This window comes from Sphaerisporangium sp. B11E5 (genome assembly GCF_039871875.1).
Classification (GTDB): domain Bacteria; phylum Actinomycetota; class Actinomycetes; order Streptosporangiales; family Streptosporangiaceae; genus Sphaerisporangium.
The window spans coordinates 28581-52802 of sequence record NZ_JBDPMD010000025.1 but is presented as its reverse complement, the minus strand read 5'-3'; the positions used below and the strand labels follow the sequence as shown (position 1 = coordinate 52802).

General features: G+C 69.9%; 19 protein-coding genes and 1 tRNA gene. 16 read left to right on the top strand and 4 right to left on the bottom strand.

Going from position 1 to position 24222, the window contains the following annotated elements:
- Positions 1–90: 90 nt before the first annotated feature.
- Entirely contained in the window at positions 91–804 is a 714-nt protein-coding gene (locus tag ABGB17_RS22190; RefSeq protein ID WP_347632500.1) for a class I SAM-dependent methyltransferase, read from the bottom strand.
- Positions 805–1007: 203 nt separating this feature from the next.
- Here ABGB17_RS22190 and ABGB17_RS22185 point away from each other — a divergent pair, with 203 nt between their 5' ends.
- Both ABGB17_RS22185 and ABGB17_RS22180 read left to right on the top strand, forming a co-directional pair.
- Positions 1008–1577, top strand: a complete 570-nt coding sequence (locus ABGB17_RS22185; RefSeq protein ID WP_347632499.1) for an RNA polymerase sigma factor — start codon at positions 1008–1010, stop codon at positions 1575–1577.
- Positions 1564–2340 (top strand): hypothetical protein, encoded by a 777-nt coding sequence (locus ABGB17_RS22180; protein ID WP_347632497.1) that lies wholly within the window; start codon positions 1564–1566, stop codon positions 2338–2340. The genes ABGB17_RS22185 and ABGB17_RS22180 overlap by 14 nt, the downstream gene beginning before the upstream one ends.
- A gap of 109 nt (positions 2341–2449) precedes the next feature.
- Here the strand turns inward: ABGB17_RS22180 and ABGB17_RS22175 are convergent, their stop codons facing one another.
- Positions 2450–2965, bottom strand: coding sequence for a hypothetical protein (locus tag ABGB17_RS22175; RefSeq protein WP_347632495.1), 516 nt, complete (start codon positions 2963–2965; stop codon positions 2450–2452).
- A 354-nt stretch (positions 2966–3319) separates the two neighbouring features.
- Between ABGB17_RS22175 and ABGB17_RS22170 the strand changes: the two genes are divergently transcribed.
- Entirely contained in the window at positions 3320–5002 is a 1683-nt protein-coding gene (locus tag ABGB17_RS22170) for a sigma-70 family RNA polymerase sigma factor (protein WP_347632493.1), read from the top strand.
- A 32-nt stretch (positions 5003–5034) separates the two neighbouring features.
- The gene (locus tag ABGB17_RS22165; RefSeq protein WP_347632491.1) at positions 5035–6720 is read left to right on the top strand and encodes a hypothetical protein; all 1686 of its coding nucleotides are present in this window, start codon (positions 5035–5037) and stop codon (positions 6718–6720) included.
- A 74-nt stretch (positions 6721–6794) separates the two neighbouring features.
- On the opposite strand, the gene ABGB17_RS22160 is transcribed toward ABGB17_RS22165, so the two are convergent.
- Positions 6795–7814, bottom strand: a complete 1020-nt coding sequence (locus ABGB17_RS22160) for an adenosine deaminase (RefSeq protein ID WP_347632489.1) — start codon at positions 7812–7814, stop codon at positions 6795–6797.
- Positions 7815–7848: 34 nt separating this feature from the next.
- Entirely contained in the window at positions 7849–9054 is a 1206-nt protein-coding gene (locus ABGB17_RS22155) for a pyridoxal phosphate-dependent aminotransferase (protein ID WP_347632487.1), read from the bottom strand.
- 178 nt (positions 9055–9232) lie between these two features.
- Here ABGB17_RS22155 and ABGB17_RS22150 point away from each other — a divergent pair.
- From ABGB17_RS22150 to ABGB17_RS22095, 12 genes are all read left to right on the top strand, one after another.
- Positions 9233–9305, top strand: a tRNA-Trp gene (locus ABGB17_RS22150).
- A gap of 75 nt (positions 9306–9380) precedes the next feature.
- Complete coding sequence (secE, locus tag ABGB17_RS22145) at positions 9381–9647, top strand: preprotein translocase subunit SecE (protein WP_347632485.1); 267 nt, start codon at positions 9381–9383, stop codon at positions 9645–9647.
- Positions 9648–9734: 87 nt separating this feature from the next.
- Positions 9735–10505 carry a transcription termination/antitermination protein NusG gene (gene nusG / locus ABGB17_RS22140; protein ID WP_347632483.1) on the top strand — a complete coding sequence of 257 codons (771 nt, stop codon included), beginning with the start codon at positions 9735–9737 and terminating at the stop codon, positions 10503–10505.
- Between the two features lie 173 nt (positions 10506–10678).
- Positions 10679–11110 (top strand): 50S ribosomal protein L11, encoded by a 432-nt coding sequence (gene rplK / locus ABGB17_RS22135; protein ID WP_347632481.1) that lies wholly within the window; start codon positions 10679–10681, stop codon positions 11108–11110.
- Between the two features lie 131 nt (positions 11111–11241).
- Positions 11242–11961, top strand: a complete 720-nt coding sequence (rplA, locus tag ABGB17_RS22130) for a 50S ribosomal protein L1 (RefSeq protein WP_347632479.1) — start codon at positions 11242–11244, stop codon at positions 11959–11961.
- A gap of 216 nt (positions 11962–12177) precedes the next feature.
- Positions 12178–13056, top strand: a complete 879-nt coding sequence (locus ABGB17_RS22125) for an LppX_LprAFG lipoprotein (protein ID WP_347632477.1) — start codon at positions 12178–12180, stop codon at positions 13054–13056.
- 379 nt (positions 13057–13435) lie between these two features.
- On the top strand, positions 13436–13981 hold the full coding sequence (gene rplJ, locus ABGB17_RS22120) for a 50S ribosomal protein L10 (RefSeq protein ID WP_347632475.1): 546 nt from the start codon (positions 13436–13438) through the stop codon (positions 13979–13981).
- Between the two features lie 99 nt (positions 13982–14080).
- Positions 14081–14470 carry a 50S ribosomal protein L7/L12 gene (gene rplL, locus ABGB17_RS22115; protein WP_347632473.1) on the top strand — a complete coding sequence of 130 codons (390 nt, stop codon included), beginning with the start codon at positions 14081–14083 and terminating at the stop codon, positions 14468–14470.
- 289 nt (positions 14471–14759) lie between these two features.
- Entirely contained in the window at positions 14760–15287 is a 528-nt protein-coding gene (locus ABGB17_RS22110) for a hypothetical protein (RefSeq protein WP_347632471.1), read from the top strand.
- Positions 15284–15853 carry a hypothetical protein gene (locus ABGB17_RS22105; RefSeq protein WP_347632469.1) on the top strand — a complete coding sequence of 190 codons (570 nt, stop codon included), beginning with the start codon at positions 15284–15286 and terminating at the stop codon, positions 15851–15853. The genes ABGB17_RS22110 and ABGB17_RS22105 overlap by 4 nt, the downstream gene beginning before the upstream one ends.
- A gap of 471 nt (positions 15854–16324) precedes the next feature.
- Positions 16325–19792 (top strand): DNA-directed RNA polymerase subunit beta, encoded by a 3468-nt coding sequence (gene rpoB, locus ABGB17_RS22100; RefSeq protein ID WP_347632467.1) that lies wholly within the window; start codon positions 16325–16327, stop codon positions 19790–19792.
- A 22-nt stretch (positions 19793–19814) separates the two neighbouring features.
- Positions 19815–23690, top strand: coding sequence for a DNA-directed RNA polymerase subunit beta' (locus ABGB17_RS22095; protein WP_347632465.1), 3876 nt, complete (start codon positions 19815–19817; stop codon positions 23688–23690).
- Positions 23691–24222: the final 532 nt, after the last annotated feature.

Below are 24222 nucleotides of genomic sequence, written 5' to 3'. Positions count from 1 at the left end.
GACGTCCACCGGAAGTCCGGCGGCGGACTTTCCCAGCCGCCCGCCGCGGCCGGGCGGGGGGACAGGCCGGGAGGTGTCCGGGGGAACGTCTCAGCCGGGGACGCGGGCGACGCAGAACACCGTCTGGCCGAACGGCGGGCGGATGAACCGTTCGATCAGGCGGGTGGCGGGCACGACGGTGCGGTCGTAGATCTTCACCAGCCGGGGGTCGGGGTAGCCCACCCCGCCGCGCCGCACGGCCAGCCACCACGCGATGCCGCCGAGGAAGTTGATCGGCTTGAGGACCTCGGCCTTCAGCCCGGCCGAGGCGACCGTGCGGCCGAGCGTGGCGGGGGTGTAGCGGGTGACGTGGCCCACCTTGCGGTCGAAGTCGCCGTAGAGCTGCATGTAGCCGGGCACCCAGATGACGATGCGCCCCCCGGGCACGGTGACCTTGGCGAGCGAGCGCAGCGCCTCGACGTCCTCCTCGATGTGCTCGAGGACGTTCATCATCACGACGGTGTCGACCGGCTCGGCCAGCGGGATCTCGGCGGGCAGCCCGAACTGCAGCACGCCGATGTCCTCGCGCCCGTCGAAGCGCTTGCTGAGCTGCTCGACGCAGTAGGGGTCGAAGTCGCTGACCACGAGCCGGTCCAGGCGGGGCAGGAACTGCTCGGCGAAGTGGCCGAGGCCGGAACCGATCTCCAGCATGGACCTGCCGACGTGGGGGGCGACCATGTCGAATTCGTACTGCCGGTAATTGCGGGCCTCGTCACCCCCGAGGTGGTTCTCCAGGGCTTCGTCCCCGGCCGCAGGTTGCACCACGCGGTCATACCCAGACATGCGTTCCGCCCAGTTTCGCTCACTCAAAAACCGCGGCCCCGAGCGGGAGCCACGGTCACGGATGGGCCCCGAGTCTAGCCGCCCTGTTCCACGTCACGCTCCGCTTCCCGGACAACCAGGCGGTAAACGCCTGCTCTCCCCGGCGCGGGCACCCCTTTGCGGAATGGCGTGGCAGTAACTACCTTTTGACGCGCACACACCCCCCTGAAGGAGCCCCGACGGACGACGACGAGGCCATAACGAGGTCGCTGGCCGGCGATCTGGACGCGTACGAGGTGCTGGTCGCGCGGTACAGCGCGATCGCCCATCGCACGGCGGCCCTGCTCGGTGCGGGCGAGGAGGCCGAGGACGTCGTCCAGGAGGCCTTCGTCAAGGCGTTCCGGCACCTGTCCGGGTTCCGCAGGGACGCCGCCTTCAAGCCGTGGCTGTTGCGCATCGTGGCCAACGAGACCCACACGGCGACCCGCGCCCGGGGCCGCCGCACCGAGCTCGCGCTGCGGGCCGGGGCCGAGCCCGAGCGGTTCCCCGACGACCCGGAGGGCGTCGCCATCGCCACCGACCGCCGCACCCGGCTGCTCGGCCTGGTTCGCGCTCTGCCGGAACGGGAACGCCAAGCGGTGGTCTGCCGGTACTTCCTACAGCTGACCGAGGCGGAGACCGCCGAGATCCTCGGCTGGCCGCTCGGCTCGGTCAAGTCCCGCACCTTCCGCGGGCTGGCCCGGCTGCGGGAGGAGGTGGGCGATGGGCTCGCATGACGACCTGGAGATGTCCCTGCGTGCGCTCGGCGAACACGTCGGCCCCCCCACACCTCCGCCGGCCGACGTCGCGCGGGCCGTACGCGCACGCCTGGAGTCCGCCTCCGGGACCGAAGCTGACGGACCGCGCGCCCCGTCCGAGAGGACCGGCGGGGCGCACGGGCCGGACCGGCGCCGGTGGCGTCCGCGCAAACGGTGGATCGCGACGGGGGTCGCGGTGGTGCTGGCCGTGCTGCTCGGCCTCACCCCGCAGGGCCAGGCGGCGGTGGAGCGGGTGCTGCGGTTCGCCGGCATCGAGCTCCAGATCGGCGATCCCGGGCCGCTGCCGTCCGGCGTGCCGCGGGCGCTGCCGGGCGAGACCCGGGTGACGCTGGACGAGGCCAGGGACATGGCCCCGTTCCCGTTCCGGGTGCCGGCCGAGCTCGGCGCCCCCAAGGACGTGCGGGTGGCCGAGGACGGCCGCCTGGTGTCGATGTTCTGGCCGGGGGTCCGGCTGGACGCCTTCGCCGGCGTGATGGACGTGTTGTGGCGCAAGGAGCTCGGCCCGCCCTTCCCCCAGCAGGTGACCGTGGGGGAGTCGCAGGGGTGGTGGGTGCAGGCCCCGCACGGCATCACCTACCTCCCGCGTGACGGCGTCGGCGCCAAGGACCTGGCCCGGGTGGCCGGTCCGACCCTCATCTGGCAGCTCGACCTGGCCGGCTATCGCCTGGAAGGTGTGCCGGACGTGACAAGGGCGCTGGAAATAGCCGTCTCCCTCCGTTAAGGGCCGCGGCGAGTTCCCATTTAGGGGTGCCCGTAAACAATCCATACCGGATTGCGATACCGCGAGAATTCACCCGCCGTTCCGGCTCAGGCTCGGCGGGTGTGCGGACTCAGCTCCCCGGCGGTGGCGGCGGGAGGGACGGACCGGTCGGCGGGCTCTCGTCGTCCGGCGGGGCGGTGGTCGGCCGTGAGGTCGGCTTGGACGACGAGGGCGGCGGCGGAGGCTCGGTCGGCCCGCTCTGGCCGTCCGGCGACCTGCGTGGCTTGGGCGTCCTGGTGGGCGGGCCGGACCGCGGCGGGGCCGAGCTGGCCGCCGGCGGCGGTGGCGGGGTGACCGTCCTCGGGCGGTTCGGGTCCTGGCCCGCGCGGCGGGTGCGGGTCGGCGACGGCCGTGCCTCGGGTGGCGGCGGTGGCGAGTCCACGCCGAAGGCCGGCTGCTTGGGGGCCGGCGAGGACGGCGGCGGCGGGGACTGCACCGCCGCGGGCGGGGGCGGCGCCTCGGACTCCGGCCAGGCGAACCAGATGCCGGTGCCGGCCGCCAGCAACAGCGTCAGGCCGATCACGATGGGCCCGCTCCGGCTGTTGCCGAGCCGTTGCCAGGGCGTCTCCTCCTCGTCGTCATCCATGTCAGGCGTGGTCTCCCACGTGCGCCATCGGTCCTCCCGAGGGCCAGGGCCGGGGAAATTCCCGGCGTACGGCGGCCGGCGTCGCGGTGAAGAAGGCTCGTCGCTGTCGTCTCGCACGATGCTCTGTCTCCGGTGGGCGGATCGAGTGACGGAACTGCTGCCTGCACACCACGGCGACTTGTGGCTTGATGTGCATTCATGTGGGGGTTAAGACCACTAGGCAGTCAACAGAGTATAGAAGGTTGTTATGTAACAAAAGTGATATGAGACAACAGCGCTTCCTCCCGTATATTTCTGACTGCTTTGCCTGCGCCCGATTTATCATTTGCAACTATGTCAGGAGAGCTGAGTCCCGTGCTGAGGAGGGATGACCCCGCCGCGCTGGAACGCTTGTGCCGTGAGTACGGCGACCATCTCTACGACTACTGCCAGTCCCTGATCGCCGGTGAGGACGCCCTCTCCGCGACGATTGGAGCGCTGTACGGGGCGGTCGCGCACACCGACCGGCTCTATGACGCCACCCGCTTACGCGCCTGGCTCTACTCCCTCGCCCGCGCGGAATGCCAGGCCAGGCTGGCCGGTGTCGCGCACACCGGCTCCTACGCCCGCCAGGGGCGGGGCGGCGCGCCCGAGCTCGGCATCGAGGTGCTCGCCTGTCTGGAGCCGCGCGAGCGCGAGATCCTCGATCTGACGCTGCGTCACGGGCTCAAGTCCGACGAGGTCGCCAGAGTGCTCGACATCTCGGTGGACGCCGTCGAGAGCGTCGCCGCGGCCGGCAAGAAGCACGCCGAGCAGTGGCTCGCCGCCGTCATGGACGCCCGCGGCCACGACCCGCGCTGCTCGGTGCTGCCGGGGCTCGTGAAGTCGTGGGCCGAGTCGCCCACCCGGCTGCTGCGGGCGCACATCAGCAGGCACGTACGCTCCTGCAAGGACTGCCAGAGCATCAAGTCCGGGGTCGGCATCACGGCGCTCATGACCCGCCTGCCCATCCTGGCCGGGCCCGCGCCCGCCGAGCGGCTGTTCAGCGGCGCGGGCGAGTCGATCACCGCGGCCGACAACCGCACCGAGAGCTGGCACCCCGACGGGTTCCCCGTGCAGCCGGACGCGCTGGAGGACCCGCCCGCCGCCCAGGCGCCCCTGTCGGTGGACGAGGGCTTCGCCCCTGAGCGGTCCGAGGGGCACAAGATCCCTGAGTTCTGGGAGCCCGACCCCGAGGCCGACGACCCCGAGAGCCGCATCCGGTGGGGCCGCGTCTCCCTGGTCACCGTCGTGTCGGTCGCCGTCGCGGGCACCATCTGGTCGCTGCTGTTCACGCCGCAGGCCAAGCAGCCCGTGGACGTCTCGGCGGCCGGCGGCGGCTCGGTGTTCGTGACCCCCGGCGAGTCGCTGCCGCCCCTGGTGGACTCCCCGCCCCCGCCGCCTCCTGGCGGCACCGGCGGCCCGATGGCCTCGCCCGGCGCGAGCCTGCCGGTGGCCAACCGGCCCGGCGTGGGCCTGCCGTCCGGCTCGGTGCCGCTGGTGCCCCCGCCGACCAGCGCCTCGGCCAAGCCGACGAGCAAGCGCTCGACCAGCCCTCCGACGAACGACGACGGCCCGAACGACCCGCCGCCCCCGCCGCGCACCACGTCCAAGCCGACGTCGTCCCCCAAGAGTTCCTCGTCGCCCAAGCAGAGCTCGCAGCCGCAGTCGCAGCCGCGCACGAGCTCGCCCCCGCCCCCGCCGCCTCCTCCGCCCCCGCCGTCGCTGGCCGCGTCGTCCACCTCGGTGGACCTCGGGACCGCCAGGGAGGGCACCGTCACCGTGCGGTCGCAGCCCGGCGCCATCCAGTGGACGGCCGTGGGAACCGATCTTGTCGTCTCACCTGGTTCCGGATCCATCTCCAACGGCGGCTCCGCCGCCATCGTCGTCTCGCCGCGCTCGGGCAGTGAATGTGGTCAGAAGACCGCTCTCGTGTCCATCTCCTGGTCAGGCGACAACCAGGGCACCAAGAACTCCGGAACGATCAGGGTGAACGTCACGTACAACCGGCCCTGTTAGCCCCCCAGTCCGAACCCGAGGAGAGACCGCGTATGCCCCGACTCCACAAACGCGAGTGGATCATCGCACTCATCGCGGTGCTCGTCACGCTGACCGTTGGCGTTCCCACCGGCATGGCCCTGGCCGACCCGGCTCCCGCGGCGACCGAGGAGGCGCCGGACAACGAGTGCGACGACATCCTCGGGACCGGCACGCCGGAGTTCATGTACTGCAAGTGGATGGCCAAGACCCCTCGCGACGCGCTGGACATCGTCCGCTTCTGGGCGCGCAACGACGGCCAGAAGCTCCAGGACGCCGTGCCCTACCCCGGCCCGGTGCTGTTCTGCACCGACCAGACCAACAAGGGTCCCGGCATGCAGGACTGCGCCGACAAGGACCAGGTGCTGTGCAAGTACGACCACGACGCCGGCAAGTACGTCTGCAAGGACGTGGACGGCAACGTCACCAACCCGCCCGCCAAGGCCTGCCAGGGCGGTGAGTTCGACTGCTCGGCCGGCGGCGGCTCCTCCGGGACCCCCGCTCCCGGCGGCGGTAACGGCGGCACCGGTTCCGGCCAGGCCACCGGCGCTCCCGACGTCCAGCCGGACGTGACCCAGCTCCCGGTGGACGACAAGTCGCAGGCACCCCCGTCCGGCACCGAGCCCTCAGCCGCGCCGAGCGGCGACGGCGCGCCGAGCGGCCCGGCCGACCCCAGCGCGTCCGGCGACCCGAGCGCCCCGCCGGCCGCCGACCCCACCGCCGAGCCCGACCAGAGCACGGCCCCGCGGCCGACCGCCTCGACGCTGCCCGACCCCAGCGCCCCGGCTGAGCCCGAGGCCACGCCGACCACCCCCAAGCGTGAGCTGACCCCGCCCAACGACGCCACAGGCAAGGCCGCCGCCGCCGCGGTCAAGCTCAACATGCGCGTGTGGATCGAAGGCGAGCTGGCTCCCGCGTGGCAGGCCGGCAAGGACCAGTTCGACGCCGCGGTGGCCAGCATGGCCGCCCAGGCCAGCCGGCCCGGCGTCGCCGGCGTCAAGTTCGCCCAGGACCTCGGCTACTGGGGCTTCAAGTCCGCCGCCGACATCCGCAGGTTCGTCAAGGACTCCTCGGCCGCCCTGCGCGCCGCCATGCCCGCGGGCCGCCAGCTCGCCGTGGACGTGGTCGTCCCCGAGATGGGCTGCGGCGCCTCGCAGACCTGCCAGACCGCGCTGCGCGCCAAGTACCCGCTGATCACCCGGGCCAACGTCGAGAAGTACGTCCTCACCGGCGACGTCGACCACGTCAACGTCTCCAGCGGCCTGTTCGCCAGCGAGTACTCCAAGTACAAGATCACCCCCGACAAGGCCCTGCGCAACCAGTGGATCGGCGTCCGCGCCCGAGGCTGGGACACCCGGGTCCACATCGGCGCCCGCGAGGTGGGCCTGGCCCACAGCGGCGCCAACAAACTCACCGCCGCCCAGGCCGAAGCCGCCGCCAAGCTGAGGGTCGACCTCCCGCTCCAGGCCGGCGTCCAGACGGTCATGCTCTGGACCCACCGCCAGAACTGGGACGGCACCACCTGGCGCCTGCTGGACCAGGGCCTGACCGACAACACCATGTGGAAGGCCCTCCAGGCCCGCAAGGGCCTCGGCCGCCTGGCCGTCACCTTCGACGCCAGCGATCCTGAGAAGAGCATCACCGCCGACCTCAACAAGCTCTCCGAGGTCTTCAGCGTGATCTACATCCACTCCCAGTAACCCCGAAGATCCGACGATGACGACGGCCGCCCGGCGACCCCCGCCGGGCGGCCGTCGTCGTACGGCGGTTCGCCCTACAGGTCCGCGGTGAGCCAGGTGTCGATGCCGGCGAGCAGTTCCTTCTTGTACGCCTCGGGGGCGGTGGAGGAGCGGATGGACTGGCGGGCCAGTTCGGCGAGCTCGGGGTCGGTGAAGCCGTAGGCGTCCCGGGCCAGTTCGTACTGGGGGAGGAGGCGGGCGCCGAAGAGCAGGGGGTCGTCGGCGCCCAGGGCGATGGGGACGCCGGCGTGGAAGAGTTGTTTCAGGGGGACCTCGTCGGCGGTGCGGGCGACGCCGAGGCCGAGGTTCGATGTCGGGCAGACCTCGCAGGTGATCTGGCGGTCGGCGAGGCGGTCCATGAGACGCGGGGACTCGGCGGCGCGTACGCCGTGGCCGATCCGGTCGGCGCCGAGGTCGTCCACGCATTCCGCCACACTGGCCGCCCCCGAGAGCTCGCCGCCATGGGGCACCGCGAGCAGGCCCGCCCGCTTGGCGATGCGGAAAGCGCCGTCGAAGTCGCGGGCGCGGGCCCGGCGTTCGTCGTTGGACAGGCCGAAGCCGGCCACGCCCTGGCCGGCGTACTGGGTGGCCAGGCGGGCGAGGGTCTTGGCGTCCAGGGGGTGCCGTGTGCGGTTGGCGGCCACGATGACCGCGATCCCGATGCCCGAGCGGGACGCGGCCTCGCGGGCGGCGTCCAGCACCAGCTCAAGGGTCGCGGTGAGGCCGCCGAAGCGTGAGGCGTAGCCCGAGGGGTCCACCTGGATCTCCAGCCAGCGGGACCCCTCGGCCGCCTCGTCCTCCGCCGCCTCGCGCAGCAGCCGGCGCACGTCGTCCTCGCGGCGCAGCACCGAGCGGGCGATGTCGTACAGGCGCTGGAAGCGGAACCAGCCCCGCTCGTCGGTCGCCCGCAACCGAGGGGGCCAGTCCTGCACCAGCGCGTCCGGCAGATGCACCCCGTGTTCGGCGGCCAGCTCCAGCAGCGTCGAGTGCCGCATGGAGCCGGTGAAGTGGAGGTGCAGGTGGGCCTTGGGCAAGGTGTCGAGCGGGCGTGCCATCTCCATATCCTGCCGCAACCCCGGGGAACCTCAGTCAGCGCGCCTCGGACAGCAGCTTGCCGAGCCGGGTGATGCCCTCGGCGAGGTCGTCGTCGCCGAGCGCGTACGACAGCCGGAAGTACCCCGGCGTGCCGAACGCCTCACCCGGCACCAGCGCGACCTCGGCCTCCTCCAGGATCAGCTCCGCGAGCTCGGAGGACGACGAGGGCCGCCGGCCCCGGATCTCCTTGCCGAGCACGCCCTTGACCGACGGGTAGGCGTAGAAGGCGCCGAACGGCTCGGGGCACACCACCCCGGGGATCTCGTTGAGCATGCGCACCATGGTCTGCCGCCGCCGGTCGAACGCCTCCCGCATGCGCGCCACCGCGGACAGGTCGCCGGACACGGCCGTGAGCGCCGCCCACTGGGCGACGTTGGAGACGTTGGACGTGGCGTGCGACTGCAGGTTGGTGGCGGCCTTCACGACGTCGGACGGGCCGATCAGCCAGCCCACCCGCCAGCCGGTCATGGCGTACGTCTTGGCCACGCCGTTCAGCACCACGACGCGGTCGTGCAGCTCCGGCACGGCGGTGGCGATGCTGGAGAACCGCGTGTCGCCGTACACGAGGTGCTCGTAGATCTCGTCGGTGACCACCCACAGGCCGTGCTCCGCGGCCCAGCGGCCGATCTCCTCGACCTGCGCGGGGGAGTACACCGCGCCGGTCGGGTTGGACGGCGACACGAACAGCAGCACCTTGGTGCGCTCGGTGCGCGCCGCCTCCAGCGCGTCCACCGAGGCGAGGTAACCGGTGGTCTCGTCCGTCGGCACGTCCACCTGCACGCCCCCGGCGAGCTTGATCGCCTCGGGGTAGGTGGTCCAGTAGGGGGCGACGACCAGCACCTCGTCCCCCGGGTCGAGCAGCGTGGCGAACGCCTCGTACACGGCCTGCTTGCCGCCGTTGGTGACCAGCACCCGCGAGGCGTCCACCTCGAAGCCGGAGTCGCGGCGCGTCTTGTCGGCGATGGCCTGCTTGAGCTCGGGCAGGCCCCCCGCGGGGGTGTACTTGTGGAATCTGGGGTTCCCGCACGCCTCGACGGCGGCCGCGACGATGTAATCCGGCGTCGGGAAGTCGGGCTCTCCCGCGCCGAAACCGATGACCGGGCGACCGGCGGCCTTCATGGCCTTGGCCTTTGCGTCCACCGCTAGCGTGGCGGACTCTGAAATGGCGGAGATGCGCGCTGAGATGCGAGGACGGGTCATGGGTACCATGCTTCCAGACGTCTCACACCGCTTCCGCCGCATATCCATGATGTGGACACGCGGCGGATCGTCCCGGCCTGCCCGACGCGTTGGTTCGACGTGGGGGCCATTCCCCCGTACACTTCTGCAACTAGTGAGCGACGCCCCCGTGCCGCACGGGTAAGCTGGCTCATGGCAGAGGGCACTAGCGCAATTGGTAGCGCACCGGTCTCCAAAACCGGCGGTTGGGGGTTCGAGTCCCTCGTGCCCTGCGGAGTGCGGTCCGCGCACCGATGGCGTGTATGCCGCCGCAAAGTTGCGTTGGAACGACGGATCAGGTGAGGACTGTGGCGATCGACACGCGCGGCGAGGCCGCGGACCGGCCGAGCAAGCCGTCTGGCCAGCCCGCGAAAAAGCGCACTTCTCCGGCCCTTTTCTACCGGCAGATCGTTGCGGAGCTCCGCAAGGTGATCTGGCCGACGCGGAAGGCCCTGATCAACTACACCACCGTTGTCCTCGTGTTCGTGCTGATTATGGTCGGCATCGTGGCCGGGCTGGACTTCTTGCTCACGAAGGGTGTGCTCGCGGTCTTCGGCGGGTCGACCACCCCGTAGAGCACCGGCGCGCCGCGACCGCCGTACCCTCCCGCCGTAGGCTGGAGGCGGCGGAGTTTCGCAACATCGACGAGAGAAAGAGTCACTGTGTCCGAGTCCCCACTGCCGGCCGGCGCATCCCACGACGACGAGTGGGAGGGCGAGCCGGAGCAGGCGATCGAGATCACCGACGCGTCCGGCGAGGCCGGCGGTCCCGGTGAGGCCGAGGAGCACGGCGAGGCCGACGCTCCGGCCGCCGCCGTGGACGAAGACGGTGACGTCCTGCCCGACGTGGACCCCGTCGAGGAGTTCAAGCGCTCGATGCGCGGCCTGCCCGGCGAGTGGTACGTCATCCACTCCTACGCCGGTTACGAGAACCGCGTGAAGTCCAACATCGAGACGCGCACCCAGTCCCTGAACATGGAGGACTACCTCTTCCAGGTCGAGGTGCCCACGCACACCGTCACCGAGATCAAGGGCGGCAAGCGCACCCCGGTCAAGGAGCGTGTCCTGCCCGGGTACGTCCTGGTCCGCATGGAGCTGACCGACGAGTCCTGGTCCGCGGTCCGCAACACGCCGGGTGTCACCGGTTTCGTCGGCCTGTCCAACCGGCCGAGCCCGCTGAGTCTCGACGAGGTCGCGAAGCTGCTCGCGCCCGAGCCGACCGAGCAGGCCAAGACCACCACGGCCAAGGCCGCGGCCGCCACCGTCGACTTCGAGGTCGGCGAGTCGGTCACCGTCATGGACGGCCCGTTCGCCACGCTCCCGGCCACGGTCAGCGAGATCAGCGCCGAGTCGCAGAAGCTCAAGGTGCTGGTGTCCATCTTCGGCCGCGAGACCCCGGTGGAGCTGTCGTTCAACCAGGTCTCCAAGATCTGACGGTCGTCCAGGTCTCGGTGATCCGCCGCCACGCATACACTGGTAAGTCGTCCCCGCGGGCCGAGCGCGCCGCGGGGTGAATCCCGAGGGATGGCCACGCGGCCGACGCATGCCCTCGGTGGCTTCCACCTCCGTGGAAGTCTCGCAGGAGTAAACGGACCCGGAGTAGGACAATGCCTCCAAAGAAGAAGATCGCGGCACTGGTCAAGGTGCAGCTTCCGGCCGGCCAGGCCACGCCCGCGCCCCCGGTCGGTACCGCCCTCGGTCCGCACGGTGTCAACATCATGGACTTCGTGCGGCAGTACAACGCCGCCACCGAGGCCCAGCGGGGCAACATCATCCCCGTCGAGATCACCATCTTCGAAGACCGCAGCTTCGTGTTCGTCACGAAGACGCCGCCGGCGCCTGAGCTGATCAAGAAGGCCGCGGGCCTCGACAAGGCGAGCGCCAACCCGCTGCGCGACAAGGTCGGCAAGCTCACCAAGGAGCAGCTCCGCCAGATCGCCGAGACGAAGATGCCCGACCTCAACGCCAACGACATCGAGGCGGCCGAGAAGATCATCGCCGGCACCGCCCGGTCGATGGGCATCACCATCGCCGACTGACCTTGTCCCAATTTGGATGATCTATGTAGGTCATCCGGATCGCGGGCCGGGCGGCCGGCGGCCGTACCGGCGCCACCCGTGGGAGGGCCACGCGCTGGCCCACGACCACGCACTCCACGAGGAGAGAGAACATGAAGCGCAGCAAGACGTACCGCAAGGCGTCCGAGCAGATCAACCCGGAGAACCTCTACAGCCCGGTCGAGGCCGCCAAGCTGGCCAAGAGCACCTCGGTCACCAAGTTCGACGCGACCGTCGAGGTCGCCCTGCGGCTGGGCGTCGACCCCCGCAAGGCCGACCAGATGGTCCGCGGCACCGTCAACCTCCCGCACGGCACCGGCAAGACCGCCCGGGTCCTGGTCTTCGCGACCGGTGACCGCGCCGAGGAGGCCCGCGCCGCGGGCGCCGACATCGTCGGCGCCGACGAGCTGATCGAGGAGATCTCCAAGGGCAACCGCCTCGGCGAGTTCGACGCCGTCGTGGCCACGCCGGACCTCATGGGCAAGGTCGGCCGTCTCGGCCGCGTGCTCGGCCCCCGCGGCCTCATGCCGAACCCCAAGACCGGCACCGTGACGCCGAACGTCTCCAAGGCCGTGACCGACATCAAGGGCGGCAAGATCGAGTTCCGGGTCGACCGGCACGCGAACCTCCACTTCATCATCGGCAAGGTGTCGTTCCCCGAGCGTCAGCTCCTGGAGAACTACTCCGCCGCGCTGGACGAGGTGGTCCGGCTCAAGCCGACCGCGGCCAAGGGCCGTTACCTGAAGAAGATCACCTTCTCCACCTCCATGGGCCCCGGCATCCCCGTGGACCCCAACATCACGCGCGGCATCACCGCCGAGCTCGACGCCTGACGGCCCTCACCGGCCGTCCGAAGGGCCTCCGCCACGCGGCGGGGGCCCTTTTTTCGCTCTTTCCTGCTCAGCGGCACGCCACGACTGCCCAGGTCACGGGCCAGGTCGCCGCGTCGGCCGGCGGTGGCGGGGCATAGCTCCTCGAAAGAAGTCGCCGCACGGGGTAGAGGCGGCGCGTAGGGTCGAAACAGTCTTGGGGGATAGAAGGGATACCTAGTGAAGCGGCGAACGACCTCCGCGATGGTGGCAGTAGGCGCGGCCACGCTGATCGCGGTCTCAGCCTGCGGCCAGCCGACGCAGAGCACGGCGGAGCCTCTCGGCTCGGTCAAGCTCTCCGCGGCGGAGACGCTCCAGGCCAGCGCGAAGAGCGCCGAGGCGGTGAGCTCCTATCAGGCGCAGATCTCGGTGGACTTCACCTCGCCCAAGGACGGCGCGGGCTCGGTCTCGGGCTCCATGGTGTACCACCAGAAGCCCCAGGTGGCTTCGGACGTCACCCTGGACAAGATCTCCGCAGGCGGGCAGAACGTGCCGGGCGGCGTGCGGGTGATCCTGCTCGGCCAGACGGCGTACATGAAGGTCGAGATGCTGAACAAGCTCCTCGGCAGCGCCAAGCCCTGGATCAAGCTCGACCTCGCCGAGCTCGGGCGTTCCGCGGGCGTGGACGCCGGGCAGTTCCTCTCCCAGGCGCAGCAGCTCGACCTGCAGAGCAGCGTCAAGATGATCACGGGTTCCAAGGACGTCAAGGCCGTGGGCACCGAGACGGTCGGCGGCGTGGACACCACCCACTACAAGGGCACCTTCCCGGTGGCCGAGGCGGTGAAGCAGCTCGACCCCGAGCTGCAGCAGAAGCTCGCGCCGCAGATCAGCAAGCTCAAGGACATGAAGTTCGACGCGTGGATCGACGCCGAGAACCTGCCGCGCAAGCTGGAGATGAACGGCGCCGCCGACGGCGGCACCTTCAAGGCGGCCCTGCAGTTCAGCAAGTTCAACGAGGCCGCCGAGGTCACCGCCCCGCCCGCCGACCAGGTCGGCGAGCTCCCGAAGGGCCTGAACGGCACCGGCGGCGCCGGAGGCAGCGGCACCATCGGGAGCTGACTTCCTCCGTACGCCTCTGTACGCCCCGCACCCTCCGGTGCGGGGCGTACTCGTCTTCCGGGTGGGGCTCCGCCTCCCAAGGCGGGGGCGGGGTCCCTCACGGCCTCCCGCGGCCGTTGATTTGGTGGCACGCGGCCCGAGCGCGTACAGTGGTCTCGCCGAAGACCGCCGGTCATCGCTGAGCCTTGTCATGGCTCGGCGGCTGAAAGTTCCACGATCGTGGGCGACCAGCGCAGGTGTGATGTGAGTTTCCATATGGTTCGCGTGCGGCCTCCGCCGCCCGTCGTCTGTGTGTGAGCCCCGCGCGCCCGCGCCGGGGCTCGTTTCGTTTCCGTGGGCCCTTCGGCCGCGTACCGGCGGCACATCTGGAAGGAGGCCCATGGCGAAGGCTGAGAAGGCGACTGCCGTCGCCGAGCTCAAGGATCGCTTCGAGGGCTCTAGCGCGGCGGTCCTGACGGAGTACCGCGGCCTCACCGTGGCGCAGCTCAAGGAATTGCGCGTCGCCCTGCGGGGCAACGCCAAGTTCGCCGTGGCGAAGAACACCCTGTCGAAGATCGCGGCCAATCAGGCCGGGGTCAGCACCCTGGACGATCTGTTCCAGGGCCCGACCGCGATCGCGTTCGTCACCGGCGACGTGGTCGAGGCGGCGAAGGGCCTGCGTGATTTCGCCAAGGCCAACCCCCTCCTGGTGATCAAGGGTGGTGTCGTCGACGGCAAGGCGATGACGCCCGCCGAGATCACCACGCTCGCCGACCTCGAGTCGCGTGAGGTTCTGCTCGCGAAGCTGGCAGGCGCCCTGAAGGCGAAGCAGTCCCAGGCCGCCGCCACGTTCAACGCGCTGCCCACCCAACTGGTGCGGCTCGTCGAGGCCCTGCGCGAGAAGCAGGCCGGCGGCGCCGAGGCGGGGCAGGCCGAGTCCGAGTAGCTCGGGGCCCGCGGCCCGTGTGGGGCCGCGAGGCGCGGGGATCGCTGCGCACACCGCGGTCCGTAACAACGTTTTGATACAAGCGGAGGAAGTACCACCATGGCGAAGCTCAGCACCGACGAGCTGCTCGACGCGTTCAAGGAGATGACCCTCCTCGAGCTGTCCGACTTCGTGAAGGTCTTCGAGGAGACCTTCGACGTCAAGGCCGCCGCCCCCGTGGCCGTGGCCGCGGCCCCGGGCGCCGGCGGCGGCGCCGCCGCCGAGGAGGTCGAGGAGCAGGACGAGTTCGACGTCATCCTCGAGGCCGCCGGCGACAAGAAGATCCAGGTCATCAAGGAGGTCCGGGCCCTCACCAGCCTCGGGCTGAAGGAGGCCAAGGACCTCGTGGACGGCGCGCCGAAGCCGCTGCTCGAGAAGGTCAACAAGGAGGCCGCGGAGAAGGCCAAGGCGCAGCTCGAGGGCGCCGGCGCCACCGTCACCGTCAAGTGACGTTCTCCTCTCCGAGGACCTGACGCGTCACGCGTCATCACGCTCCATCAGAAAGGGGCGGGCCACCCAGGTGCCGGGTGCCCGTCCCTTTCCGTGTTTCCGGACATACGCTCCGCGGCGGGGTCCGGTTCGCGACGGCCGTCCCGGGTTATGATCCGGCCGACCGTACAGGGGCGGAAGCCGTCCGCTGAGGGAGCCGTCCGGACGGGTGCGAGAGCCGGGCGGGCCGACGCGAGAGCCGCCCGGACGGGTGCGAGGGCCGGACGGGCAGGGCCGAGAGGAGGCGCACGTGGCGCAGCACGCCGCGCGGTCCCGTGCGCGCGGGCCGCGGTCGCGTCTGGCCGTGCTCGCCTTCCTGCTCGTGCCCGCGGCCGTCCTCGCGTTCGCGTGGGTCCGGGTGGGCGCCGAGCTGGACGAGGCGCGCGGCGCGGCGCGTGACCGCATGGCCGCGATCCAGGCCGCCCAGCGGTACGCCGTGACCCTCCTCGCCGTCAGCCACCGCACCGTGGACCGCGACGTGCAGCGGGTGATCGAGTCCTCCACCGGCCAGGCCAGGGCCGAGTACACCAGGGACGCCGAGCGGCTGAAGGCGGCGACCCGGGCCAACAAGGCCGTGCAGACCGGTGTGGTGCGCGCCGCCGGGCTGGTGTCCATGGACGCCCGCCGGTCGGTGGCCCGCGTGCTGGTGGTGGCCGACTCGGTGGTGAGCTGGGAGGGCTCCTCGACCGCCCCGCAGGACCGCTACTACCGCTGGAGCGTCGAGGTCACCAAGATCGACGGGCTGTGGTGGGCGTCGAAGCTGGAGACCGTCTCGTGAGCGCCGCGTCCGCCGTGGAGCCCGTGGAGGGCGTCAGGAGGCGCCGGCCGCGTTCCCGGGCCTTCGGCGCCCTCGTGGCGCTGCTGGCGCTCCTGGTGGGCACTCTGGCCTTCCTGGTGGGCGCCGGCTATCTGCGGCTGCGGGAGCTCCGGCAGAGCGAGACGGCCGCCGCGGAGGCGCTGGCGGCGGCCCGCACGTACGCGCCGGACATGCTCTCCTACGACTACCGCACCATCGACGCCGACCTCGCCCGTGCCCGCGGGTACGCCACCGGGGCACTCGCCGACCACTACCGCGAGCTCGGCCGGGTGCTGCCGCCGTCCGTCCGGCGCCAGCAGACCGTGCAGCAGGCCGTGGTGGCCGCCGCCGCGGTCGAGTCGGCCACCCCCGGCCGGGTACAGGTGCTGTTGTTCATGAACCTCGGCACGACCAAGGTGCCCGCAGGGGGGACCGTCCCGTTGAAGCAGGTTTCGCAGAACCGCGCCAGGTTCGTCCTGGTCAAGGCGGACGACCACTGGCTGGTGTCCGAGCTGTCGACCTTGATAGGCAACGCCCCGACTGACTGAGCGTGACCGTGACGGGGCCCCGCGCCCGGACACGCCGGTGATGGGCGAGGCGGGTTATCAAATTGTTAGTAAAGGATAGGTTTGGCGGCGGTGTGGATGGGCAGATACAGAGCACGCCAGTGTCGACGGCGAGTAAGCCTTCGACCCTCGACGTGACCGAGCGTTAGCCGATCCGCCTCGCGGGTATCGTCTGGGTCCGGCTGACCGCACAGTCCTTCGGGGGAAGAAAACCCAGCGTGACGACTCACGATCGTCGCGAATCCGGGCTTACGGGCTTGACGTTTCGGCGCTGACGGGCGATGCTGCGTCCAACGTGGGTGCGCAGAGCGAGACTGAGTGGACAGGTGTATGCCCATCGGCTACACTGCCCCTTTGCGCTGCCCTTTGACGACCCGCTTCTCTAGGTAACTTCGAATGCGTGGTCGTCTGGCGTGCGTGTAGTCAGTCCGCGAGCCCTCGGAAGGACATCTGTTGGCAGCCTCGCGCAACGCCTTCGCCGTACCCGCTGGTCCCCGCCGCGTCTCTTTCGCGCGCATTCAGGAGCCGCTCGAAGTTCCCGACCTTCTCGCTCTGCAGACCGAGTCGTTCGACTGGCTGCTGGGTAACGAGAAATGGCGGGCGCGGGTCGACGCGGCTCGCCAGGCCGGCCGCAAGGACGTCCCGGCCCAGTCCGGGCTGGAAGAGATCTTCGAAGAGATAAGTCCCATCGAGGACTTCTCCGGCACGATGTCCTTGTCGTTCCGCGACCACCGGTTCGAGCCGCCCAAGTACTCGGTCGACGAGTGCAAAGACAAGGACATGACCTTCTCCGCCCCGATGTTCGTGACGGCGGAGTTCATCAATAACACCACGGGTGAGATCAAGAGCCAGACGGTGTTCATGGGCGACTTCCCGCTCATGACCTCGAAGGGCACCTTCATCATCAACGGCACCGAGCGTGTCGTCGTGTCGCAGCTCGTGCGCTCCCCGGGTGTCTACTTCGACCGCAGCGTCGACAAGACCTCCGACAAGGACCTGTACGGCTGCAAGGTGATCCCGTCGCGCGGCGCCTGGCTCGAGTTCGAGATCGACAAGCGCGACAGCGTCGGCGTCCGCATCGACCGCAAGCGCAAGCAGGCGGTCACGGTGCTGCTCAAGGCGCTCGGCTGGACCAGCGACCAGATCCTGGAGCGTTTCGGCCAGTACGAGTCGATGCGCGCCACCCTGGAGAAGGACCACACCACCGGCCAGGACGACGCGCTGCTCGACATCTACCGCAAGCTGCGGCCGGGCGAGCCTCCGACGAAGGAGTCCGCGCAGACCCTGCTGGAGAACCTCTACTTCAACCCCAAGCGTTACGACCTCGCCAAGGTCGGCCGCTACAAGATCAACAAGAAGCTCGGGGTCGACTCCGACATCAACCAGGGCACCCTCACCGAAGAGGACGTCGTCGCCACCATCGAGTACATCGTCCGGCTGCACGCCGGCGAGATCTCGATGCCCGGCGCGAACGGCGAGGTCGTCGTCGAGACCGACGACATCGACCACTTCGGCAACCGGCGCCTGCGCACGGTCGGCGAGCTGATCCAGAACCAGGTCCGCCTGGGCCTGGCCCGCATGGAGCGCGTCGTCCGTGAGCGCATGACCACGCAGGACGTCGAGGCGATCACGCCGCAGACCCTGATCAACATCCGCCCGGTCGTGGCGTCGATCAAGGAGTTCTTCGGCACCTCGCAGCTCTCGCAGTTCATGGACCAGACCAACCCGCTGGCCGGCCTGACGCACAAGCGGCGTCTGTCCGCGCTCGGCCCCGGTGGTCTGTCCCGTGAGCGGGCCGGCTTCGAGGTCCGTGACGTGCACCCGTCCCACTACGGCCGCATGTGCCCGATCGAGACGCCGGAAGGCCCGAACATCGGCCTCATCGGCTCGCTCTCGTCGTTCGGCCGGGTCAACTCCTTCGGCTTCGTCGAGACGCCCTACCGCAAGGTCGTGGACGGCCGGGTCACCGAGGAGATCGATTACCTCACCGCCGACGAGGAGGACCGCCACGTCATCGCGCAGGCCAACACGCCGCTGCGCGCCGACGGCACCTTCGCCGAGGACCGCGTGCTGGTCCGCCGGAAGGGCGGCGAGGTCGAGTTCATCCGCCCGAACGAGGTCGACTACATGGACGTCTCGGCGCGCCAGATGGTGTCCGTCGCGACCGCCATGATCCCGTTCCTGGAGCACGACGACGCCAACCGCGCGCTGATGGGCTCCAACATGCAGCGCCAGTCGGTGCCCCTGCTGAAGAGCGAGGCCCCGCTGGTCGGCACCGGCATGGAGTACCGCGCGGCGACCGACGCCGGCGACGTCATCACCGCCGAGAAGGCGGGTGTCGTCGAGGAGGTCTCCGCCGACTACGTCACCGTGATGAACGACGACGGCACGCGCACCACCTACCGCGTGGCGAAGTTCAAGCGCTCCAACCAGGGCACCTGCTTCAACCAGAAGCCCATCGTCCGCGAGGGCGACCGGGTGGAGGTCAACCAGGTCATCGCCGACGGCCCGTGCACGGACGACGGCGAGATGGCGCTCGGCAAGAACCTCCTGGTGGCGTTCATGCCGTGGGAGGGCCACAACTACGAGGACGCGATCATCCTGTCCCAGCGCCTGGTGCAGGACGACGTGCTCTCCTCGATCCACATCGAGGAGCACGAGGTCGACGCCCGTGACACCAAGCTGGGCCCCGAGGAGATCACGCGGGACATCCCGAACGTCTCCGAGGAGGTGCTGGCCGATCTCGACGAGCGGGGCATCATCCGCATCGGCGCCGAGGTCGTGCCCGGCGACATCCTGGTCGGCAAGGTCACCCCGAAGGGTGAGACCGAGCTGACCCCCGAGGAGCGCCTGCTGCGCGCCATCTTCGGTGAGAAGGCCCGCGAGGTCCGCGACACCTCCCTGAAGGTGCCGCACGGCGAGATGGGCAAGGTCATCGGCGTCCGCGTGTTCAGCCGCGAGGACGGCGACGAGCTGCCTCCCGGCGTGAACGAGCTGGTGCGGGTGTACGTCGCCCAGAAGCGCAAGATCACCGACGGCGACAAGCTCGCCGGCCGTCACGGGAACAAGGGCGTCATCTCCAAGATCCTGCCGGTCGAGGACATGCCGTTCCTGGAGGACGGCACCCCGGTCGACATCATCCTCAACCCCCTGGGCGTGCCCGGCCGCATGAACGTCGGCCAGGTGCTGGAGACCCACCTCGGGTGGATCGCCGCCAGAGGGTGGGACATCTCGGGCATCGAGGAGGCGTGGGCCGAGCGGCTGCGCGACAAGGGCTTCGGCCAGGTCGAGCCGCGCACCAACGTCGCCACCCCGGTGTTCGACGGTGCGCACGAGGAGGAGCTCACGGGTCTGCTGGAGAACACCCTGGTCAACCGGGACGGCGAGCGCATGGTCGGCGTCAACGGCAAGGCCCGGCTGTTCGACGGCCGCTCCGGTGAGCCGTTCCCGCACCCCATCTCGGTCGGCTACATCTACATCCTCAAGCTGCTCCACCTGGTGGACGACAAGATCCACGCTCGCTCGACCGGTCCCTACTCCATGATCACCCAGCAGCCGCTCGGCGGTAAGGCCCAGTTCGGTGGCCAGCGCTTCGGTGAGATGGAGGTCTGGGCGCTGGAGGCCTACGGAGCCGCGTACGCGCTCCAGGAGCTGCTGACCATCAAGTCCGACGACGTTCTCGGCCGCGTGAAGGTCTACGAGGCCATCGTCAAGGGCGAGAACATCCCCGAGCCGGGCATCCCTGAGTCCTTCAAGGTCCTCATCAAGGAGATGCAGTCGCTGTGCCTCAACGTCGAGGTGCTCTCCAGCGACGGCATGTCCATCGAGATGCGGGACACCGACGAGGACGTCTTCCGCGCGGCGGAGGAGCTCGGCATCGACCTGTCCCGGCGTGAGCCGAGCAGTGTCGAAGAGGTCTGATTTTCAAGCGAGGGGATAACAAGTGCTCGACGTCAACTTCTTCGACGAGCTCCGCATCGGCCTCGCCACGGCCGACGATATTCGCCAGTGGTCGCACGGCGAGGTGAAGAAGCCCGAGACCATCAACTACCGCACCCTGAAGCCGGAGAAGGACGGGCTCTTCTGCGAGAAGATCTTCGGTCCGACCCGCGACTGGGAGTGCTACTGCGGCAAGTACAAGCGCGTCCGCTTCAAGGGCATCATCTGTGAGCGCTGTGGCGTCGAGGTCACGCGCGCCAAGGTGCGTCGCGAGCGGATGGGCCACATCGAGCTGGCCGCTCCCGTCACGCACATCTGGTACTTCAAGGGCGTCCCGTCGCGCCTCGGGTACCTGCTCGACCTGGCCCCGAAGGACCTGGAGAAGGTCATCTACTTCGCGGCCTACATGATCACGTTCGTGGACGCCGACATGCGCGCCCGGGACCTGCCGTCCCTGGAGGCCAAGATCTCCGTGGAGCGGCAGCACATCGAGCAGCGCCGCGACGCCGACATCGAGGCCCGGCAGAAGAAGCTGGAAGCCGATCTGGCCGAGCTGGAGGCGTCCGGCGCCAAGGGCGACGCCCGCCGCAAGGTGCGTGAGGGTGCCGACCGTGAGATGCGCCAGCTCCGTGACCGGGCCCAGCGCGAGCTGGACCGGCTGGAGGAGGTCTGGAGCCGCTTCAAGAACCTCAAGGTCCAGGACCTCGAGGGCGACGAGCTGCTGTACCGCGAGATGCGCGACCGCTTCGGCCGCTACTTCCGCGGCGGCATGGGCGCCCAGGCCATCCAGGAGCGGCTGAACAACTTCGACCTCGCCGCCGAGGCCGAGTCGCTGCGCGAGACCATCCGCAGCGGCAAGGGCCAGAAGAAGGCCCGCGCGCTCAAGCGGCTCAAGGTCGTGTCCGCGTTCCTCACCACGCGCAACTCGCCGAACGGCATGGTGCTGGACTGCATCCCGGTGATCCCGCCGGACCTCCGCCCGATGGTCCAGCTCGACGGTGGCCGCTTCGCGACCTCCGACCTGAACGACCTGTACCGCCGGGTCATCAACCGGAACAACCGCCTCAAGCGGCTTCTCGACCTCGGTGCTCCCGAGATCATCGTGAACAACGAGAAGCGCATGCTCCAGGAGGCCGTGGACGCGCTGTTCGACAACGGCCGGCGCGGCCGTCCGGTCACCGGTCCCGGCAACCGCCCGCTCAAGTCGCTGTCCGACATGCTCAAGGGCAAGCAGGGCCGGTTCCGCCAGAACCTGCTGGGCAAGCGCGTCGACTACTCCGGCCGTTCGGTCATCGTGGTCGGCCCGCAGCTCAAGCTGCACCAGTGCGGCCTGCCCAAGCAGATGGCGCTGGAGCTGTTCAAGCCGTTCGTGATGAAGCGCCTGGTCGACCTGAACCACGCGCAGAACATCAAGTCGGCCAAGCGCATGGTCGAGCGTGCCCGCGCGGTCGTGTGGGACGTGCTGGAAGAGGTCATCACCGAGCACCCGGTGCTGCTCAACCGCGCGCCCACCCTGCACCGCCTCGGCATCCAGGCCTTCGAGCCGCAGCTCGTCGAGGGCAAGGCCATCCAGATCCACCCGCTCGTCTGCACCGCGTTCAACGCGGACTTCGACGGCGACCAGATGGCGGTCCACCTGCCGCTGTCGGCGGAGGCCCAGGCCGAGGCGCGCATCCTGATGCTCTCGACCAACAACATCCTCAAGCCGGCCGACGGCAAGCCGGTGACCATGCCCACCCAGGACATGATCATCGGTCTGTACTGGCTGACCACCCAGAGCGAGGACGCCGCGGGCGAGGGCCGTGTCTTCGCCTCGGTCTCCGAGGCGCTGATGGCCCACGACCGTCACGAGCTGGACATCCAGGCCAAGATCCAGGTCCGGATCGCCGACACCCCGCCGCCGCGCGGCTGGTCGGCGCCCGAGGGCTGGGAGGCGGGCGAGTCCTACCGCCTGGAGACCACGCTCGGCCGGTGCCTGTTCAACCAGACGCTCCCGGAGAACTACCCCTTCGTCAACTCGCAGATCGGCAAGAAGCAGCTCTCGACCATCGTCAACGAGCTGGCCGAGAAGTACCCCAAGGTCGAGGTGGCCGCGGCGCTGGACGCGCTGAAGGACGCCGGCTTCCACTGGGCGACCCGCTCGGGTGTCACGATCTCGATCGACGACGTGGTGGCCCCGCCGAACAAGGCGGCGATCATGGAGTCGTACGAGCGCCGCGCCGACAAGGTGCAGCGTGAGTACGAGCGCGGCCTGATCACCGACGAGGAGCGCCGCCAGGAGCTCATCGAGATCTGGACGCACGCCACGGCCGACGTCGAGACCGACATGGTGAACGCCTTCCCTGCCACCAACTCGGTCTGGATGATGGTCAACTCCGGCGCCCGAGGCAACAAGATGCAGGTCCGGCAGATCGCGGGCATCCGCGGCCTGGTGTCCAACACCAAGGGCGAGACGATCCCGCGGCCGATCAAGTCCTCCTTCCGCGAGGGCCTGTCGGTGCTGGAGTACTTCATCTCCACCCACGGTCAGCGGAAGGGTCTCGCCGACACCGCGCTGCGCACCGCCGACTCGGGCTACCTCACCCGGCGCCTGGTCGACGTCGCGCAGGACGTCATCGTGCGTGAGATCGACTGCGGCACCGACCGCGGCGTGCCTCTGCACGTCGGCGAGCGGGACGCGGCCGGCAACCTCTCCAAGGCCGAGAACGCCGAGAGCAACGTGCACGGCCGCATCCTGGCCGAGGACGTCGAGGTGGACGGCAAGGTCGTCGCGGCGGCGGGCGTGGACATCAACGACACGACCGTCACCGCGCTGGTCGAGGCCGGCGTCGAGACGGTCCGCACCCGCAGCGCGCTGGTGTGCGAGGCCAAGATCGGCGTCTGCGCCACCTGCTACGGCCGCTCGCTGGCGACCGGCAAGCTGGTGGACGTCGGCGAGGCCGTCGGCATCATCGCGGCCCAGTCGATCGGCGAGCCCGGCACCCAGTTGACGATGCGGACCTTCCACACCGGTGGTGTGGCGGGCGCCGACATCACCCACGGTCTGCCCCGTGTCCAGGAGCTGTTCGAGGCGCGCGTCCCCAAGGGCGTCGCCCCGATCAGCGAGGCGGACGGCCGGGTGCGGATCGACGAGACCGACAAGACCCGCAAGATCGTCGTCACCCCGGACGACGGGTCGGACGAGATCTCCTACCCGGTGTCCATGCGGTCGCGCCTGCTGATCTCCGAGGGACAGCACGTCAAGGTGGGCCAGCAGCTCATCGCCGGTGCCGTCAACCCCAACGAGGTGCTGCGCATCCTCGGCCCGCGGGCCGTGCAGCTCCACCTGGTGGCCGAGGTGCAGCAGGTCTACCGGTCGCAGGGTGTGTCGATCCACGACAAGCACATCGAGATCATCGTGCGGCAGATGCTCAAGCGCGTGAACGTGCTGGAGTCCGGTGACACCGACCTGCTGCCCGGCGAGCTCGTGGAGCGCCCGCGCTTCGAGATGGTCAACCGCGAGGTCGTCGCCGAGGGCGGCACCCCCGCCTCCGGCCGTCCGGTGCTGATGGGCATCACCAAGGCCTCGCTGGCCACCGAGTCGTGGTTGTCGGCGGCGTCCTTCCAGGAGACCACGCGGGTGCTCACCGACGCGGCGATCCACGCCAAGTCGGACTCGCTGCTCGGCCTGAAGGAGAACGTCATCATCGGAAAGCTGATCCCGGCCGGTACCGGTATGTCGCAGTACCGCAACGTCCGGGTGGAGCCGACCGAGGAGGCCAAGGCGGCGATGTACACCGTCGGCGGCTACGACGGCTCCGCGACCGACTACACCTTCGGCACCGGCAGCGGCGAGGCCGTGCCGCTGGAGGAGTACGACTTCGGCCAGTACAACCGCTGACGCCGCACGGCCGCCGGCCGGTCGTGAACCGGTGAGGGGCCGCTGACATGGCGGCCGGGCCCGCGGCCCGGCCGCCGAGCCAGGCGCGAGGGGCGCCCAGCTCCCTACGGGGGGCGGGGCGCCCCGTCGTTTTCCCCGCCTGGGCGGGGCAGGCGCGATCAACACGCGGAAATCGTCGAGACAACCCTCCGAGTGCCGGTAAACTTGACACGAGCCCGATCGGTGGTCGGCCGGAAACCGGCCCCCGGGGGCCACGACACGGACAGGAGCCGCTCACGGAGCGGCTGGTGGCGCAACCGTTTTGACGTGTTGCGATGGGCTGGGTAGTCTTGCCCTTCGTGCCCGTGGCTTCGCGGGCTCACATGCGTGCGCATCGAGCGCCTCTACGAGGTCAGCCGGGCGGCGTGTGACTCCTCCAAGGTCCGGCCTCGCCGGGTGTACGCGGCGAAGATCGCGACACGCCCGAGCGCGGGGGTCGGAGCGGGCGGAGAAACAGCAGGTCATGACACCGGCAGTACCTGCGAAATGCACG

What these genes read in the sequence shown, in the direction of transcription:
- rplJ (WP_347632475.1), top strand. Translation starts at nt 13,436, where the DNA reads ATGGCGAAGGCTGAGAAGGCGACTGCCGTCGCCGAGCTCAAGGATCGC.
- ABGB17_RS22175 (WP_347632495.1), bottom strand. Translation starts at nt 2,965, where the DNA reads ATGGATGACGACGAGGAGGAGACGCCCTGGCAACGGCTCGGCAACAGC.
- rplK (WP_347632481.1), top strand. Translation starts at nt 10,679, where the DNA reads ATGCCTCCAAAGAAGAAGATCGCGGCACTGGTCAAGGTGCAGCTTCCG.
- rplA (WP_347632479.1), top strand. Translation starts at nt 11,242, where the DNA reads ATGAAGCGCAGCAAGACGTACCGCAAGGCGTCCGAGCAGATCAACCCG.
- ABGB17_RS22180 (WP_347632497.1), top strand. Translation starts at nt 1,564, where the DNA reads ATGGGCTCGCATGACGACCTGGAGATGTCCCTGCGTGCGCTCGGCGAA.
- ABGB17_RS22165 (WP_347632491.1), top strand. Translation starts at nt 5,035, where the DNA reads ATGCCCCGACTCCACAAACGCGAGTGGATCATCGCACTCATCGCGGTG.
- rplL (WP_347632473.1), top strand. Translation starts at nt 14,081, where the DNA reads ATGGCGAAGCTCAGCACCGACGAGCTGCTCGACGCGTTCAAGGAGATG.
- ABGB17_RS22160 (WP_347632489.1), bottom strand. Translation starts at nt 7,814, where the DNA reads ATGGCACGCCCGCTCGACACCTTGCCCAAGGCCCACCTGCACCTCCAC.
- ABGB17_RS22155 (WP_347632487.1), bottom strand. Translation starts at nt 9,054, where the DNA reads ATGACCCGTCCTCGCATCTCAGCGCGCATCTCCGCCATTTCAGAGTCC.